Origin of the sequence: Burkholderia sp. SIMBA_051, assembly GCF_046534915.1 — a bacterium.
GTDB lineage: Bacteria > Pseudomonadota > Gammaproteobacteria > Burkholderiales > Burkholderiaceae > Burkholderia > Burkholderia ambifaria.
In genome coordinates this window covers 305,794-318,955 of the sequence record NZ_JAWRXS010000003.1, presented here as the reverse complement: position 1 = coordinate 318,955, position 13,162 = coordinate 305,794, and the positions used below count along the sequence as shown (strand labels likewise).

At 65.6% G+C, this 13,162-nt stretch carries 11 protein-coding genes; 7 read left to right on the top strand and 4 right to left on the bottom strand.

The window, feature by feature from the left end; genetic code table 11:
- Positions 1-146: 146 nt before the first annotated feature.
- From ldcA to SB771_RS08905, 4 genes are all read right to left on the bottom strand, one after another.
- Positions 147-1,085 carry a muramoyltetrapeptide carboxypeptidase gene (gene ldcA, locus SB771_RS08920; RefSeq protein ID WP_175660542.1) on the bottom strand — a complete coding sequence of 313 codons (939 nt, stop codon included), beginning with the start codon at positions 1,083-1,085 and terminating at the stop codon, positions 147-149.
- 109 nt (positions 1,086-1,194) lie between these two features.
- On the bottom strand, positions 1,195-1,776 hold the full coding sequence (gene tadA / locus SB771_RS08915) for a tRNA adenosine(34) deaminase TadA (protein ID WP_175660541.1): 582 nt from the start codon (positions 1,774-1,776) through the stop codon (positions 1,195-1,197).
- The gene (locus SB771_RS08910) at positions 1,773-2,174 is read right to left on the bottom strand and encodes a DnaJ family domain-containing protein (RefSeq protein ID WP_006760552.1); all 402 of its coding nucleotides are present in this window, start codon (positions 2,172-2,174) and stop codon (positions 1,773-1,775) included. Before SB771_RS08910 ends, tadA begins: the two co-directional genes overlap by 4 nt.
- Before the next feature lie 283 nt (positions 2,175-2,457).
- Entirely contained in the window at positions 2,458-3,675 is a 1,218-nt protein-coding gene (locus SB771_RS08905) for an MFS transporter (protein ID WP_175660540.1), read from the bottom strand.
- 313 nt (positions 3,676-3,988) lie between these two features.
- Between SB771_RS08905 and SB771_RS08900 the strand changes: the two genes are divergently transcribed.
- The 7 genes from SB771_RS08900 to SB771_RS08870 all read left to right on the top strand — a co-directional run bounded on the left by SB771_RS08900 (position 3,989) and on the right by SB771_RS08870 (position 13,106).
- The gene (locus SB771_RS08900; protein ID WP_175660539.1) at positions 3,989-4,759 is read left to right on the top strand and encodes a GntR family transcriptional regulator; all 771 of its coding nucleotides are present in this window, start codon (positions 3,989-3,991) and stop codon (positions 4,757-4,759) included.
- Complete coding sequence (locus SB771_RS08895) at positions 4,756-6,495, top strand: fumarate reductase/succinate dehydrogenase flavoprotein subunit (protein ID WP_175660538.1); 1,740 nt, start codon at positions 4,756-4,758, stop codon at positions 6,493-6,495. The genes SB771_RS08900 and SB771_RS08895 overlap by 4 nt, the downstream gene beginning before the upstream one ends.
- Positions 6,496-6,512: 17 nt before the next feature.
- Positions 6,513-6,758: a ferredoxin family protein gene (locus tag SB771_RS08890; RefSeq protein ID WP_006755644.1), complete on the top strand. Its 246-nt coding sequence runs from the start codon at positions 6,513-6,515 to the stop codon at positions 6,756-6,758.
- Between the two features lie 139 nt (positions 6,759-6,897).
- Entirely contained in the window at positions 6,898-7,893 is a 996-nt protein-coding gene (locus SB771_RS08885; RefSeq protein WP_175660537.1) for a HEAT repeat domain-containing protein, read from the top strand.
- Entirely contained in the window at positions 7,890-8,210 is a 321-nt protein-coding gene (locus SB771_RS08880) for a gamma-butyrobetaine hydroxylase-like domain-containing protein (protein WP_175660536.1), read from the top strand. The genes SB771_RS08885 and SB771_RS08880 overlap by 4 nt, the downstream gene beginning before the upstream one ends.
- Positions 8,211-8,709: 499 nt before the next feature.
- Positions 8,710-11,808: a hypothetical protein gene (locus SB771_RS08875; protein WP_175660535.1), complete on the top strand. Its 3,099-nt coding sequence runs from the start codon at positions 8,710-8,712 to the stop codon at positions 11,806-11,808.
- Positions 11,809-12,005: 197 nt separating this feature from the next.
- Positions 12,006-13,106: a hypothetical protein gene (locus SB771_RS08870; protein ID WP_175660534.1), complete on the top strand. Its 1,101-nt coding sequence runs from the start codon at positions 12,006-12,008 to the stop codon at positions 13,104-13,106.
- Positions 13,107-13,162: the final 56 nt, after the last annotated feature.

The following is a 13,162-nucleotide window of genomic DNA, read 5'->3' as shown; positions in this document are numbered from 1 at the left end:
ATACCCTTCCGGCTATTTTGTTGACAAAAATGGTGCACGCCATAAGACAAGCCCAATCGACAGTGATGAAAATTTGCGACCGTTAGTTGCGCTTATACCCAAAGAAAAGGCGGGAAACCCCCGCCTTTCGATGGTGCCTGTCCGGCTCAGCCGAGATGCGGATAGTCCGACAGCGTAAGCCGGAAACCGTGCGCATTCGCGACGAGCTGCGCGTGCGCGCCGAACGGCAGCGTCAGCAGGTCGGGCACGTGACCGAACTGCAGCCCCGTGACGACCGGGATGCCGATCACCGAGCGTACCTGGTCGATCATCGCCTGCATGTCGTAGCCGTTGTCGTAGTCGAATGGCCGCGCGCCCGTGAACTGCCCGAGCACCAGCGCCTGCTGGCGCGCGAGCAGCCCCGACAGATGCAGCTGATAGATCATCCGTTCGATCCGGAACGGCTGCTCGTTGACGTCCTCGATGAACAGGATGCCGCCTTCGATGTCGGGCATGTACGGCGTGCCGACGAGCGACATCAGGATCGCGAGATTGCCGCCCCACAGCGTGCCCGTCACGTTCACGGTCTGCACCTGCGGCGCTTCGGTGATGATCGTCGTGGTCGGCTGCGACAGCGTCTGCCAGAAGTGTTGCATCGTGAAGTCGCTCAGCGTTTCCGCGCCGAAGTCGGCCGACAGCATCGGGCCGCCGAAGGTCTTGATGCGCGCCTTCGCGTACAGCGCGAGCTGGATCGCGGTGAAGTCGCTGTGGCCCACCAGCGCGATCGGCTGGTCGCGCAGCCGGCGCTCGAGCCCGCGATAGTCGAGCCCGTGCAGGATGCGGGCGGCACCGTAGCCGCCGCGCACCGCGAGCCCGATGTCCGGCAGCGCGCGCTCCGGATCCGCCAGGCGATTCAGGTCGCCTGCCCGCTCGCCGTCGGTCCCGCCGAAACGCTGGAAGCGGCGCTGCGTCGCCTCGATGTTCTCGATGCGCTGCTGCGCGCCGCTCAGGCGTTCGAGCGCGCGATTGATCGCGTCGGGATCATGCGGATAACCGGACGGCGCCAGCAGGCGGATGGTGTAGGACGCGGCGGGCTGGAAGGACATGGCGGAAGGGTTCAGGGTCGTCAAACCTGCTTAGAGGGTCCGAACCGTCTCGGGTTCACGGAACCGGGCAGCCCGCCCCGCTTCGGGGGACGGGCGCGTTCGGGGGCGCTTATGACGCGCCGGCTTCGGCGTCGCGAGCGAGCCGCGCTTCACGCAGCGCGCGGCGGCGTTCCGCGAAGAACGACTTCAGCGCGGCGCCGCACTCGTCGGCGAGCACGCCGCCGGTCACCTCGGTATGGTGGTTGAGCTGCGGATTCGCGAACGCGTCGATCACGCTGCCGCATGCGCCCGTCTTCGGATCGGCGGCGCCGTAGACGACCCGTGCGATGCGGGCGTGCATGATCGCGCCCGCGCACATCAGGCATGGCTCGAGCGTCACGTACAGCTCGCAGCCGGGCATTCGGTAATTCTGCAGATGCTGCGCGGCCATGCGCAGCGCGGCCATTTCCGCATGGGCCGACGGGTCGTGCCCGCCGATCGGATGATTGAAGCCGCGCGCGATCACCTCGTCGCCGCACACCAGCACCGCGCCGACCGGCACTTCACCGGCCGCGCGCGCCTCTTCGGCGGCGGCCTGCGCGAGACGCATGAAATTCAGGTCGCGCGCCGACACGGGTGCGGCTTCGGGAACGGGAGAATCGGTAGAGGCAGCGGATCCGGCTGCCGCGTCGTGCAGCGTGTCGACGCTCACATCGGCCCCGCTTCGGCGGGCATGTCGTCGAGCCCGCGCTCGCAGAGGCGCTCCGCGATGCGCCGGCAATAGTCGCGCGGCATCACCATCGGGCCGCCGCGCAGCGATTCGAGCGCCATGTCAAGCGCGAGGATCTTCGCCTGCAGCCGGCAGCGCGCGGCGCGGTCGCTGACCGCCTGCAGTTCGTCCTGCAGATTGCGCAGCGCGCGCAGTTGCTCGACGGCCGGCGGCACGAAGCCCGCGTTCTTCAGGATACGGTTGGCCACCCGTACCTCCTCGGGTACGAGCAGGTCGTCATCCAGCGCCTGCGGCGCGCCGGTACCCGGCAAATCGTCGAACTCGCCCCGCGCGGCGGCGGCGGCGATTCGTTGTTCGACCAGTGCGTCAAGCAGTCTCATCAGTCAATCGGAACAATGCGGCAGCCGAATTCTAGCAGGGTGACGCGCGTATGACAGGCCATTCGAACGGATGCTCGATATTGTATTTTTAGGGGCCGAATCGGCGCGCATGCGTGCCGATCGCCGCGACTTGCCGCTGTGCTGCGCCGCAGCAGGCTTCGCGAGGATTTGGCGCGAGTCTGGCCTGATTTGTGCGTGCGCCGCCGCCCCCGCTTTTTTTATTTTCGTCGGCGCGAACTAGCAGTCGTCATCTCGCTGAAATCGCCGTTTCGGGGCAGCCAGGTCATGCGGCGACCGGCTGCGAGCGCTCCTTGGGAAACGGCCGGAACATCATCGCGACGAGGAACGCGCCGAGGCCGATCGCGAACGATCCGAGGTACAGCCAGCCGTAGCTGCCCAGCGCATCGACGATCAGGCCGCCGGCGACCGGCCCCGCCGCCATCCCGAGGCTGCCGGCCATCGCGCAGCCGCCGATCACGGTGCCCATCATCCGCAGCGGGAAGTTCTCGCGCGCGAGCACCGCATAGAGCGGCATCACGCCCGCATAGATGAAACCGAACAGCGTCGCGACCACGTAGAACCCGTCCAGCGTGCGCACGAAGTAATAGCCGAGCGCGCCCAGCGCCTGCGCGAGCAGCCCGGCCACCAGCAAGCGCTTCGCACCGAGCCGGTCGCCCAGCAGCCCGAACGCGATGCGTCCGCCCATGCCGGCGAGCCCCTCGACGCTGTAGATCGACACTGCGGCAATCAGCGGGATCCCGCAGGTCACCGCGTAACTGACCGTATGGAAGATCGGGCCGGAGTGCGTCGCGCAGCAGAAGAAGTTGGTCAGCAGCAGCACGAGGAACTGCGGCGAGCGCAGCGCGCCGCCGACCGACAGCGGCGCGGTCACGGGCCCGCCTGCCGGCGTCGGCCCGTCGAGTGGCCCGTCGAGCGCGGGCGCACGGCGCACGAGCAGCGACGCCGGAATCATCACGACGGCGGCCAGCGCGGCGATCGCCAGCATCGACGTGCGCCAGTCGTGGCCCGACACGAGCCAGGCCGCGAGCGGCGACATCGTCATCGGCGCCATGCCCATGCCGGCCGACACCAGCGATACCGCGAGGCTGCGGTGCGTGTCGAACCAGCCGGTCACGCAAGCCATCATCGGCGCGAACATCGCGGCCGTCGCGCTGCCGACGGCCAGCCCGAAAATCAGCTGGAACGCGAACAGCGACGGCGCACGGCTCGCGAGCGCGAGGCTCGCCGACAGCAGCACGGCGCCCGTCACGACCACCGCACGCGTGCCGATGCGGTCCGACAGGCTGCCCCAACCGATGCTCGCGAAGGCCATCGCGATGAAGCCGAGCGTCATCGCGGCGGAAATGCCGGTCATCGACCAGCCGGTGTCGCGGGCAATGGCCCGCAGGAACACGGGCAGCGAGAACATCGCGCCGATCGCGATGCAGCCCATCAGGCCGCCCGCGGCGACGATCACCCAGCGATAGCGGGAATCAGGCATCTGGCCTCTCCTTTCTCTCCGTCGTACAGGCATCGATGAGGAACCGGACCGCGGCCGCGCGGCCCGCCCGGTCGATATCAACACGACGAACGGCGTATCGGAAAATCGACACGCACGACGCCGGCCGGCGCGAATGTCCGATCGTCGGCCGATACTCGGATTTGAGCGACCGACCAGGGGCAGATCCCGACGCGCATCGGCCGCGCCGCCGCCCCGCTTTTCCGGAATCGGAAAGTCGAAATCAGAAATCGTTGGTTTGGGCACGCGAGCGCGCTCACTACACTCGAGTCCTCTTGTCATAACAAGTTGACCGATGACCCCACCCAACGTCGTGCCGCTGTCGGCGGCCCCGCTCTACGTGCAGATCAAGGACACGCTGCGCGCACGGATCCTCGACGGCACCTATGCGCCGCACAGCCGGATGCCGTCCGAGCACGAACTGTGCGCGATGTTCGACGTGAGCCGCATCACGGTGCGCCAGGCGCTCGGCGACCTGCAGAAGGAAGGCCTGCTGTTCAGGCTGCACGGCAAGGGCACCTTCGTGTCGAAGCCGAAGGCGTTCCAGAACGTGACGTCGCTGCAGGGCTTCGCCGAGGCGATGTCGTCGATGGGCTACGAGATCGTCAACCAGCTGCGCAGCGTTCGCACCGTGAAGGCCGACCGCCATCTCGCGACGAAGCTGAACGTGCCGGAAGGCGCGCCGCTCGTCGAGATCCACCGCGTGCGGCTGCTCAACCGCGAGCCCGTGTCGCTCGAACAGACCTGGGTGCCCGAGGCGCTCGGCAAGCGGCTCGCGGGCGCGGATCTCGCGACCCGCGACATCTTCCTGATCCTCGAGAACGACTGCGGCGTGCCGCTCGGCCACGCCGACGTGTCGATCGACGCGATCCTCGCCGACGATGAAATCGTCGACGCGCTGCGCGTCGAGGAAAGCAGCCCGGTGCTGCGGATCGAGCGCCTGACGCACGACGCGTCGGGTACGCCGATCGACTACGAACACCTGTACTTCCGCGGCGACGCCTTCCAGTACCGGTTGCGCATCGATCGGCAGAAGGCGCTCCAACCTGCAAGGAACCCGCAATGAATACCCATGTACTCGAATACGACATCGTCGTGGTCGGCGGCGGCACGGCCGGCCCGATGGCCGCGATCAAGGCCAAGGAGCGCGACCCGTCGCTGCGCGTGCTGCTGCTGGAGAAGGCCAACGTGAAACGCAGCGGCGCGATCTCGATGGGGATGGACGGCCTGAACAACGCGGTGATCCCCGGCCATGCGACGCCCGAGCAGTACACGCGCGAGATCACGATCGCCAACGACGGGATCGTCGACCAGGAAGCCGTCTACGCGTATGCGACGCATAGCTTCGCGACGATCGAGCAGCTCGACCGCTGGGGTGTGAAGTTCGAAAAGGACGGCACCGGCGACTACGCGGTGAAGAAGGTCCACCACATGGGTTCGTACGTGCTGCCGATGCCGGAAGGACACGACATCAAGAAGGTGCTGTACCGGCAGCTGAAGCGCGCGCGCATCGCGATCACGAACCGGATCGTCGCGACGCGCGTGCTGACCGATGCGCAGGGCCGCGCGAGCGGCGTGCTCGGCTTCGACTGCCGCACCGCCGATTTTCACGTGATCCGCGCGAAGGCCGTGATCCTGTGCTGCGGCGCGGCCGGCCGTCTCGGGCTGCCGGCGTCCGGCTACCTGATGGGCACGTACGAGAACCCGACCAACGCGGGCGACGGCTACGCGATGGCGTATCACGCGGGCGCGGCGCTCGCGAACCTCGAGTGCTTCCAGATCAACCCGCTGATCAAGGACTACAACGGCCCGGCCTGCGCGTACGTGACGGGCCCGCTCGGCGGCTTCACCGCGAACGGCAAGGGCGAGCGCTTCATCGAATGCGACTACTGGAGCGGCCAGATGATGTGGGAGTTCTACCAGGAACTGCAAAGCGGCAACGGTCCGGTGTTCCTGAAGCTCGACCACCTCGCCGAGGAAACGATCCAGACCATCGAACAGATCCTGCACACGAACGAGCGGCCGAGCCGCGGCCGCTTCCATGCGGGACGCGGCACCGACTACCGGCGCCAGATGGTCGAGATGCACATCTCCGAGATCGGTTTGTGCAGCGGCCACAGCGCGTCCGGCGTGTACGTGAATGCGCGCGCGGAAACGACCGTGCCGGGGCTCTACGCGGCCGGCGACATGGCGGCCGTCCCGCACAACTACATGCTCGGCGCGTTCACCTACGGCTGGTTCGCCGGGCAGAACGCCGCCGACTACGTGGCCGGCCGCGATCACGCGCCGGTGGACGACGAACAGGTCGCCGCCGAACGCACCCGCGTGCTCGCGCCGCTCACGCGCGAGCGCGGCCTCGCGCCGGCGCAGGTCGAATACAAGCTGCGCCGCATGGTGAACGACTATCTTCAACCACCGAAGGTGACGCGCAAGATGGAAATCGGCTTGCAACGTTTTGACGGAATTACTGAGGATATCGAAGAAATAAAGGCGAATCACCCGCATGAACTGATGCGCGCGGCCGAAGTGCGCGCGATCCGCGACTGCGCCGAAATGGCCGCGCGTGCGTCGCTGTTCCGCACCGAGAGCCGCTGGGGACTGTATCACCACCGCGTCGACTTCCCGCATCGCAACGACGCCGAATGGTTCTGCCACACCTGGCTGCGCAAAAGCGTCGACGGCACGATGCGCAGCGAGAAGCGGCCGGTCGAACCCTACGTCGTGCCGCTCGCCGACGAAGAACGCAGCGCATACGCGCAGTTGCGCATCCGCGAACCGGCCGCACGCGCGGCCGTACTCTGACTCCGAGGAGCCTTACCGTGCCCCATACCCCGCACGACATCTTCCTGCGCAGCAGCGCGCCCGTGACGATCGACGAGGACCGCTGCATCGCCGACAAGGGCTGCACCGTCTGTGTCGACGTGTGCCCGCTCGACCTGCTCGCGATCGACGTGACCAAGGGCAAGGCGTACATGCAGTTCGACGAATGCTGGTACTGCATGCCATGCGAACGCGATTGCCCGACCGGCGCGGTCAAGGTGGACATTCCTTACCTGCTGCGCTGATCCCGCGCGCCGCCGGCGCGGCGCTTTCCCACTACCGTGCTCACGACACATGAAACCTGCGCTGCGCGTGCGTCGACATCACGCGCCGCTGCCTGGCGCTGCTTGGCTCCACGCGCCTGACTGCTCCGAGTTTTCGACCATGACCGCTTCTTCCTCTCCTTTCCCGCCGCCCGGCGCACACGATTCCGACCATGCCGTGCTCGTCTCGCGCGTGGCCGCAGCCGATGCATCGGTGCGCCGCATTGCGCTGCTCGAACTCGCCGATCTCGAGGATCCCGAGCTCGTGCCGACCTTCGTTGCCGCGCTGCGCGACGATCCGTCCGCGGACGTGCGCGGCGAAGCCGCGCGTGTGCTTGCCGCGTGGGAACAACCCGATGTCGTCGACGCGCTGTGCCGTGCGCTGCTCGACCCCGACGACAGCGTGCGCGCGATCGCCGCGCAAGGCCTGTCCGAACTGAAGGACGTCGAGTCGGGCGCCGTGCTGTGCCGCTGGGCCGAACACGCCGAACCGTTCGTGCGCGTCGCCGTGCTGCGCGGCTTGCGCGAACTGCGCGATCCCGCCGCGTTCGCGCCGGCGCTGCGCGCGCTCGACGCGCCCGTGGCGGCCGTGCGCGCCGAGGCTGTCGCCGTGCTCGGCTGGCTCAAGGACGCGCGCGCACTGCCGCCGCTCGCGCGCATCGCAACGACCGACACGCATGCGGACGTGCGGCGCATCGCGATCGGAGCAGTGGGATTCGCGGCGCCCGACGACGCGGCCGTCGTCACCGCGTTGCTGGCGGCGCTGCGCGACGCCGAATGGCAGGTACGCGAGGAAGCCGCCGCGACGCTCGGCAAGCTGCGTGTCGCGGCCGCACGTGCCCAGCTCGTCGCCGCGCTCGACGACGATTACTGGCAGGTGCGCTTGCGTGCGGTGCGCGCACTGGGGCAATTGCGCGACGCGGCTGCGGCGCCGGCCATCGTCGGGCTGCTGTCGCATGCGATCAGCAATCTGCGCAAGGAGGCGGCACTCGCGCTTGGCGAGCTGCGCGATCCGGCGACGCTGCCCGCGCTGCGCGGTGCGCTGGACGATCGCGATCCCGAGGTGCGCAAGGCCGTGCGGATCGCGATCGCGCAGGTCGGAGGTGACGCACGATGATGATGCCGACCGAGATCCGCGTCGATCATGCGGCGCGTGCGTTGGTGCTGCGCTGGCCGGACGACGACACGCAACGCATCGGCTATGCGCGGTTGCGCAGCGATTGTCCGTGCGCCGCATGCCGGAAGATCCGTCTCGGTGGCGGCCGGGTCGACGCACAACCCGGCCTGACGCTGGACGGCGTGGAAGCGGCCGGCTACGGCATCCGCCTGCTGTTCGGCGACGGTCATGCGCGCGGCATCTATCCGTGGCCCTATCTGGCGGAACTCGGTGGAGACCGGGCGGATGCGACCGCGTGCTTGTCGGAGCCGCCGTGAGATGCCAGCAGGGCTCGCACGGCACAAAAAACGCCCGGCAGGTTCACCTGCCGGGCGTTCGTATCATCCGATGCCGTGATTGGCAACCGAGGCATGCCCGGCGCCGGATCATCCCCACTCGATTATTGAATTGCACAAAATAATCTTAAAATTCAGACACCTACCAAAGCACACTTCGTCGATACCACGAGAAATACGATATGGAGGAAAGGCTTTGATTGGGAACCGAAGCCTGTAAGGCTACACTGTTGCGCCGGCATTGAGAGAGTTGGCCTCCTTCGGGATCGGGATCAATGGACTGTCGCGGATCAACGTACCGAGCCACCACGCATTATTTCAACAACACGGAAGTGGCACCGAGAAGGCAGCCCTAGTCGTCCAACGCCGCTCCACACCCTCACCTTGGGCGCGAGGGGCTGCGCAGCGCCAAAAAGATGCATTGAGGCCGATCCAGCTTTTGGACATCGGAGAAGCTGACCCATACACTATCAATAAGACGATGGACCTCCTAGACCAGCAACTTCCGGCGCCGAATAATTGGGACAAGTTCGAAGCGCTGACGAGGGCCCTCTTCGCGGCGGTATGGGAGAACCCGCTCATCCAGCGGCACGGCCGGACGGGTCAAGTGCAACACGGCGTCGACGTTTTCGGCCCCCCGAAGGACGAGCCGAGTCGCACCTATGGCGTGCAGTGTAAGGGGAAGGATCAGCTCTACGGCGCCGCCGCGACGGCTGACGAGTTCGATGCCGAACTCGCGAAAGCAGAACGCTTTTCGCCCCAACTCAGTCAGTGGGTGTTTGCCACCACAGCTCCAAACGACGGGGCGCTTCAACGACACGTCGCGGCTGTATCGGAGCGGCGTGTGAAGGCTGGCCAGTTCCCCGTGGCAGTGCTCGGGTGGGAGTCGATCGTTGGCCTGCTTTCGTCCCATCCCACGGTCGTCGAGGAATTCTACCCAGAACGATCTAGCGCGATCCAACAGCTCTTAGGTGCACTGGCTGAAAAGACTGCCGCGGCTCCCGACTGGGCGGAAGTCTCCTTCACATCGCTGCGCGATCTCGGCCCTGCCCTTATGGGACGCCCACTTGGGCCTGCGGACGTTGGCGCCTGCCCGACCTTGCCAGAGGCCGAAACCCTGCTTCAGGAGCTTCGCCAAGCCGGGACGGCGCGGCTGGCCGGTGTTCCCGGTGCGGGCAAATCGATATGCGCCTTGCAGGCCGCGCGCGCCATCGGCACGAGCGGTTGGCGCACCTTCCGTCTTACCGACCCGACGGCGGGTGTTCCGGCCGCAGCGTCGATTTCGGAACCGACGCTCTACATCGTTGACGATGCCCATCTGGCGCCACCCGCGCAGCTACGGGCGCTGGAGGAATCAGCCTCAGCTACCCGATGGGTGCTGAGTGCTCATACGCTGTTGGATGGAAAGGTGACTGCCGCTGGCACCATTCACCTTGACGCCAAGAGAGCGGTCGCGGTCATCGCCCACGGCCTTCGTGCGGATGTCGAGCGCACACTTGCCGCCGTCCGGAAAGCTGACGACCGCATAGGGCCTGGGTTGTCCGAGGAGTCTCTCGACTGGCGCCTCAATCAGGCCGAAACCGCGCAATTTCCATGGCAATTCTGTTTCATCCTCGGTGGAGGCTGGCGACGGTCTAAATCTATGGCCGATTCTGCGCGCGCCGCCGGCGCGGACGTGGTACTGGCTGCTGCAGCCATCCGACAGCTTGCCTCTCGCGACGCGTCCTGTCCGTTTGACAGTCTGAGAGCACAAGTAGAAGGCCACGTCGCAGATGCCGAACTTCAACCCGCCGTTGACTGGTTGGTTGCCCAACGCCTGCTGCTCACGCGTTCCGACTTGCGCTGCCCTCACCAGCGCCTAGCCGGCGTTCTGCTCGGGCAAATTCTCGGTGGCCAGAACCCGGAAGGCATCAATCGAATAGCTCGCCTGCTGCAGTCCACACTTGCCAACCCGATGCTCCCCTTGGGGGGCTTTGCGGTACTTCTTGGTGAGTTGCGGCGCACTGACGACTATGGGCGTTGGTCGTGCCTAATAAAGCCGGAATGGCTGCGTCCGCTGCTCGATCGGGCCTGGGCCGCCTGTACCCCAAGTGAAATCCTCCATGCAAGCTGGGCCCTGAACGAAGTCAGGAGCTACCTCGAACCTGACGGGATCGGTGCCGCAGACCATCAAGATGTCGTCGTCGGCTGGATCGAGGCCACGCCCAAAGGCGCCTGCTATGCCTTGGGCAGGCTTGTGAACCAAATCATGTCTCATGAAAAAGAACTGGGCGCCGCAATCAAGGCCCGAGTCTCTCCAATCGTTGTGGCGGATGCGATCAGCACCGCGGCCTCGGTCCATGCCTGCGAGATCGCCGAGTTGATCTCCCTGAGTCACTTGACGAACGATGAGCCGTGGAAGGTCGCCTACCTGGCTGCGCTTGATCGCGACCACCTCTTTCGCCTGGTCTCCACTTGGCCCTTCGACGCCCCGCTCTCCCTAGTCGCTGACCTTTGCAAGCACATCAGCTATGTCGATGAGGCTTTGGCCTGCGAGCTGATCGAAGCGCTCGCGCCCTCGATCGCAGAGCGGCTTCAAAACGATCCTCAAGACGCGTTCCACGAGCTCAACGATCTCTTTTGGCATGCGCTGCGAGTCTACGATCCGTTTGGACTGTACGTTGGAAAGCGGCGCCCCACGACCAAGATGAAGCGCGCCGCACGCCGGTTGTGCGCCTGCTGGAAGCCGAGACATCTAGCGGACAAGCTGTCGCGAAGCGACCAGCGATCATTTCAAGCAGCCGCCGGTCTCTTGGATGTCCTGAGAAAAGTCTGCCCAACCGTCTTCGCGGAAACGGTCCAAGCGCTCGATTGGCAAAGGATCGGAACGACCATCGGACCCGGCTGGAAGGAGGAGATCGGCGACGCGCGCATGCTGTTGTCTGTGGCTTGGCAGCTTCCCGCGGTCCGACCGACCATCAGCGAACTTATTGCACACAACGAAGCCCAAATCGCCAATCTCTCGCCTCGACTCGCTTGGATGGCTCCCGAAGTGGCTTTTCGTCACTTGGCTGCGGGCAAGCCCGTTTCCATTACCAAGCACGGTCACGGTGAATGGGGGCTCGGCGTAGCCATGCTGGCACGCATCGCGCGGACTAGACCCAGCCTATTGGCCGCCCTCCTGGAGCCGCACTATGCCCCCATCGCAGCGATCTTGTCGCAGCAAAGTCCGTCCTTCTGGGACAAGGCCGCCCTGTTTATCCGCGTTCTCGCCGAAGTCGATGACGCAGGCTTGACCCGTGTCCTGGATCAGATCGATCCGGCAAGGGCCACGGAGGGATGGCACAAGGCCCTGCTCGGTGGGGAAGCCCATCGCAAGCATGATAAGAATGCCAACCCGCGCGAAACGGCGGCGCTCCTCATCCACTATGCCATTGATCGCGCGGACGCCCTCGGTGACGTGGCTCGGCGTCTGCGCCGCGAGCACGCCAAACGCTCGACCCCTTCCGCGAAAATGCTGGAGCCGATCGTGTGGCCGGAATCGTTCGATGACACTCCCGTTAGCGGAAAGCCATCGAACGCTGTGCCGCGGGAGGCCTGACACGATGTCTTCGCTCGACCTACTGGCCCATTTCCATCGCGCCCGGGCGACAATCACCTGTCCTCGCTTGCCGCTGCTCGCGCGCGATTTTGAGCCGCTGATCGCGAAGGTCCGGGGACGTTCACGGTCGTTCCGAAAATGGATTTGTCGTTGTCGATTAGCCGCTAGAAATACCTGACGGAGAGGACGACTGAGAAATGGAACCGCAAGTCTACGTTCGCGCCCTGAACGCACAATTCACCTACTTGTTCGCCTATGCGCGGACGATCAACGAGATCGACACCGCTGCAGCTTTGTCAGGCGAGTTTCGCGGTGCGCAGGACGCCGGCTGGTCAACAGTCCAGACGGCTTACGAGGTGTTTGGGGAGTTGAAGGCGCTCGGCAATAAGGGCGCACCCCTGACCAAACCTGAACTGCGCCAGGTGCTCTGTCTGTACGCTCAGCTTGCCGAAGCCGGCGGAGTGTACGAAGGCCTGCTCAACACCATGCGCGTTGCGCAGTTGAAGGCCTATAACCTCTGGCCCTTTCAGAACCTCGTCCGGGTGCGCCAAGAGCCCCGTGCCGTGATCGGCCCCAACGCCAATGCGATGTTCCGGCACCTAGCGAAGGTAGCAACGGCAATCGGCATGACAGGCCTCGCCCGCCTGCTCGAAATCGCCTTCCGCGACGATATCCGCAACGGCATGGCCCACGCCGACTACATCCTGGGTCCGGACGGTCTGCGACTGCGGCGGCGCAACGGCGGTCAGCCGGTCGCCGTCTCATTCCAGCAGATGCAGGATGGTTTGCAGATCGCCCTGTTCTTCTTCGAACTGTTGCAAGGCTTTCAGCAGGCGACCATGGAGACTTATCGCTCCCCCAGGACCATCATCGGCCGGTTTAGCGAGAACCCGCCGATGCCCTGGACGATTGAGCTGACCGAGGACGGAAGGTTCAGCATCTCTAGCAGCGCGCCCGGCCCCCAGGTTGACGCCGCGTATGAACGCCAGAAGCGGATAAACGACAGATTGGGCGGCCGGATGGTGGCCGCCTATATCGGCCCTGGGACCGACGTCCAGCCCGCGCTTCTGACCGAGATTGTGGCGGCGGGGTTTGAGGTGCTCGTGATAGCCATGGAGACGACCAACCAATACGAAGCGCTGGTCGCCGAGGTCGAGGCGCATGGCCTTTGGGACCCAGCGCCGAATCCCGACGGCATCACCGTGCTCATGGTCACGCCGCATGGTTTCCGCTGGATTGCGACGGGCGCCGACTTCCGGGCATGGCTCCCCGCCGTCGATGAGATCGAGGTCGCCTGATCGCCATGCTGCCGCTGACACTGTTCTACTCCTGGCAGACTGGCAGGCGGAGGAAG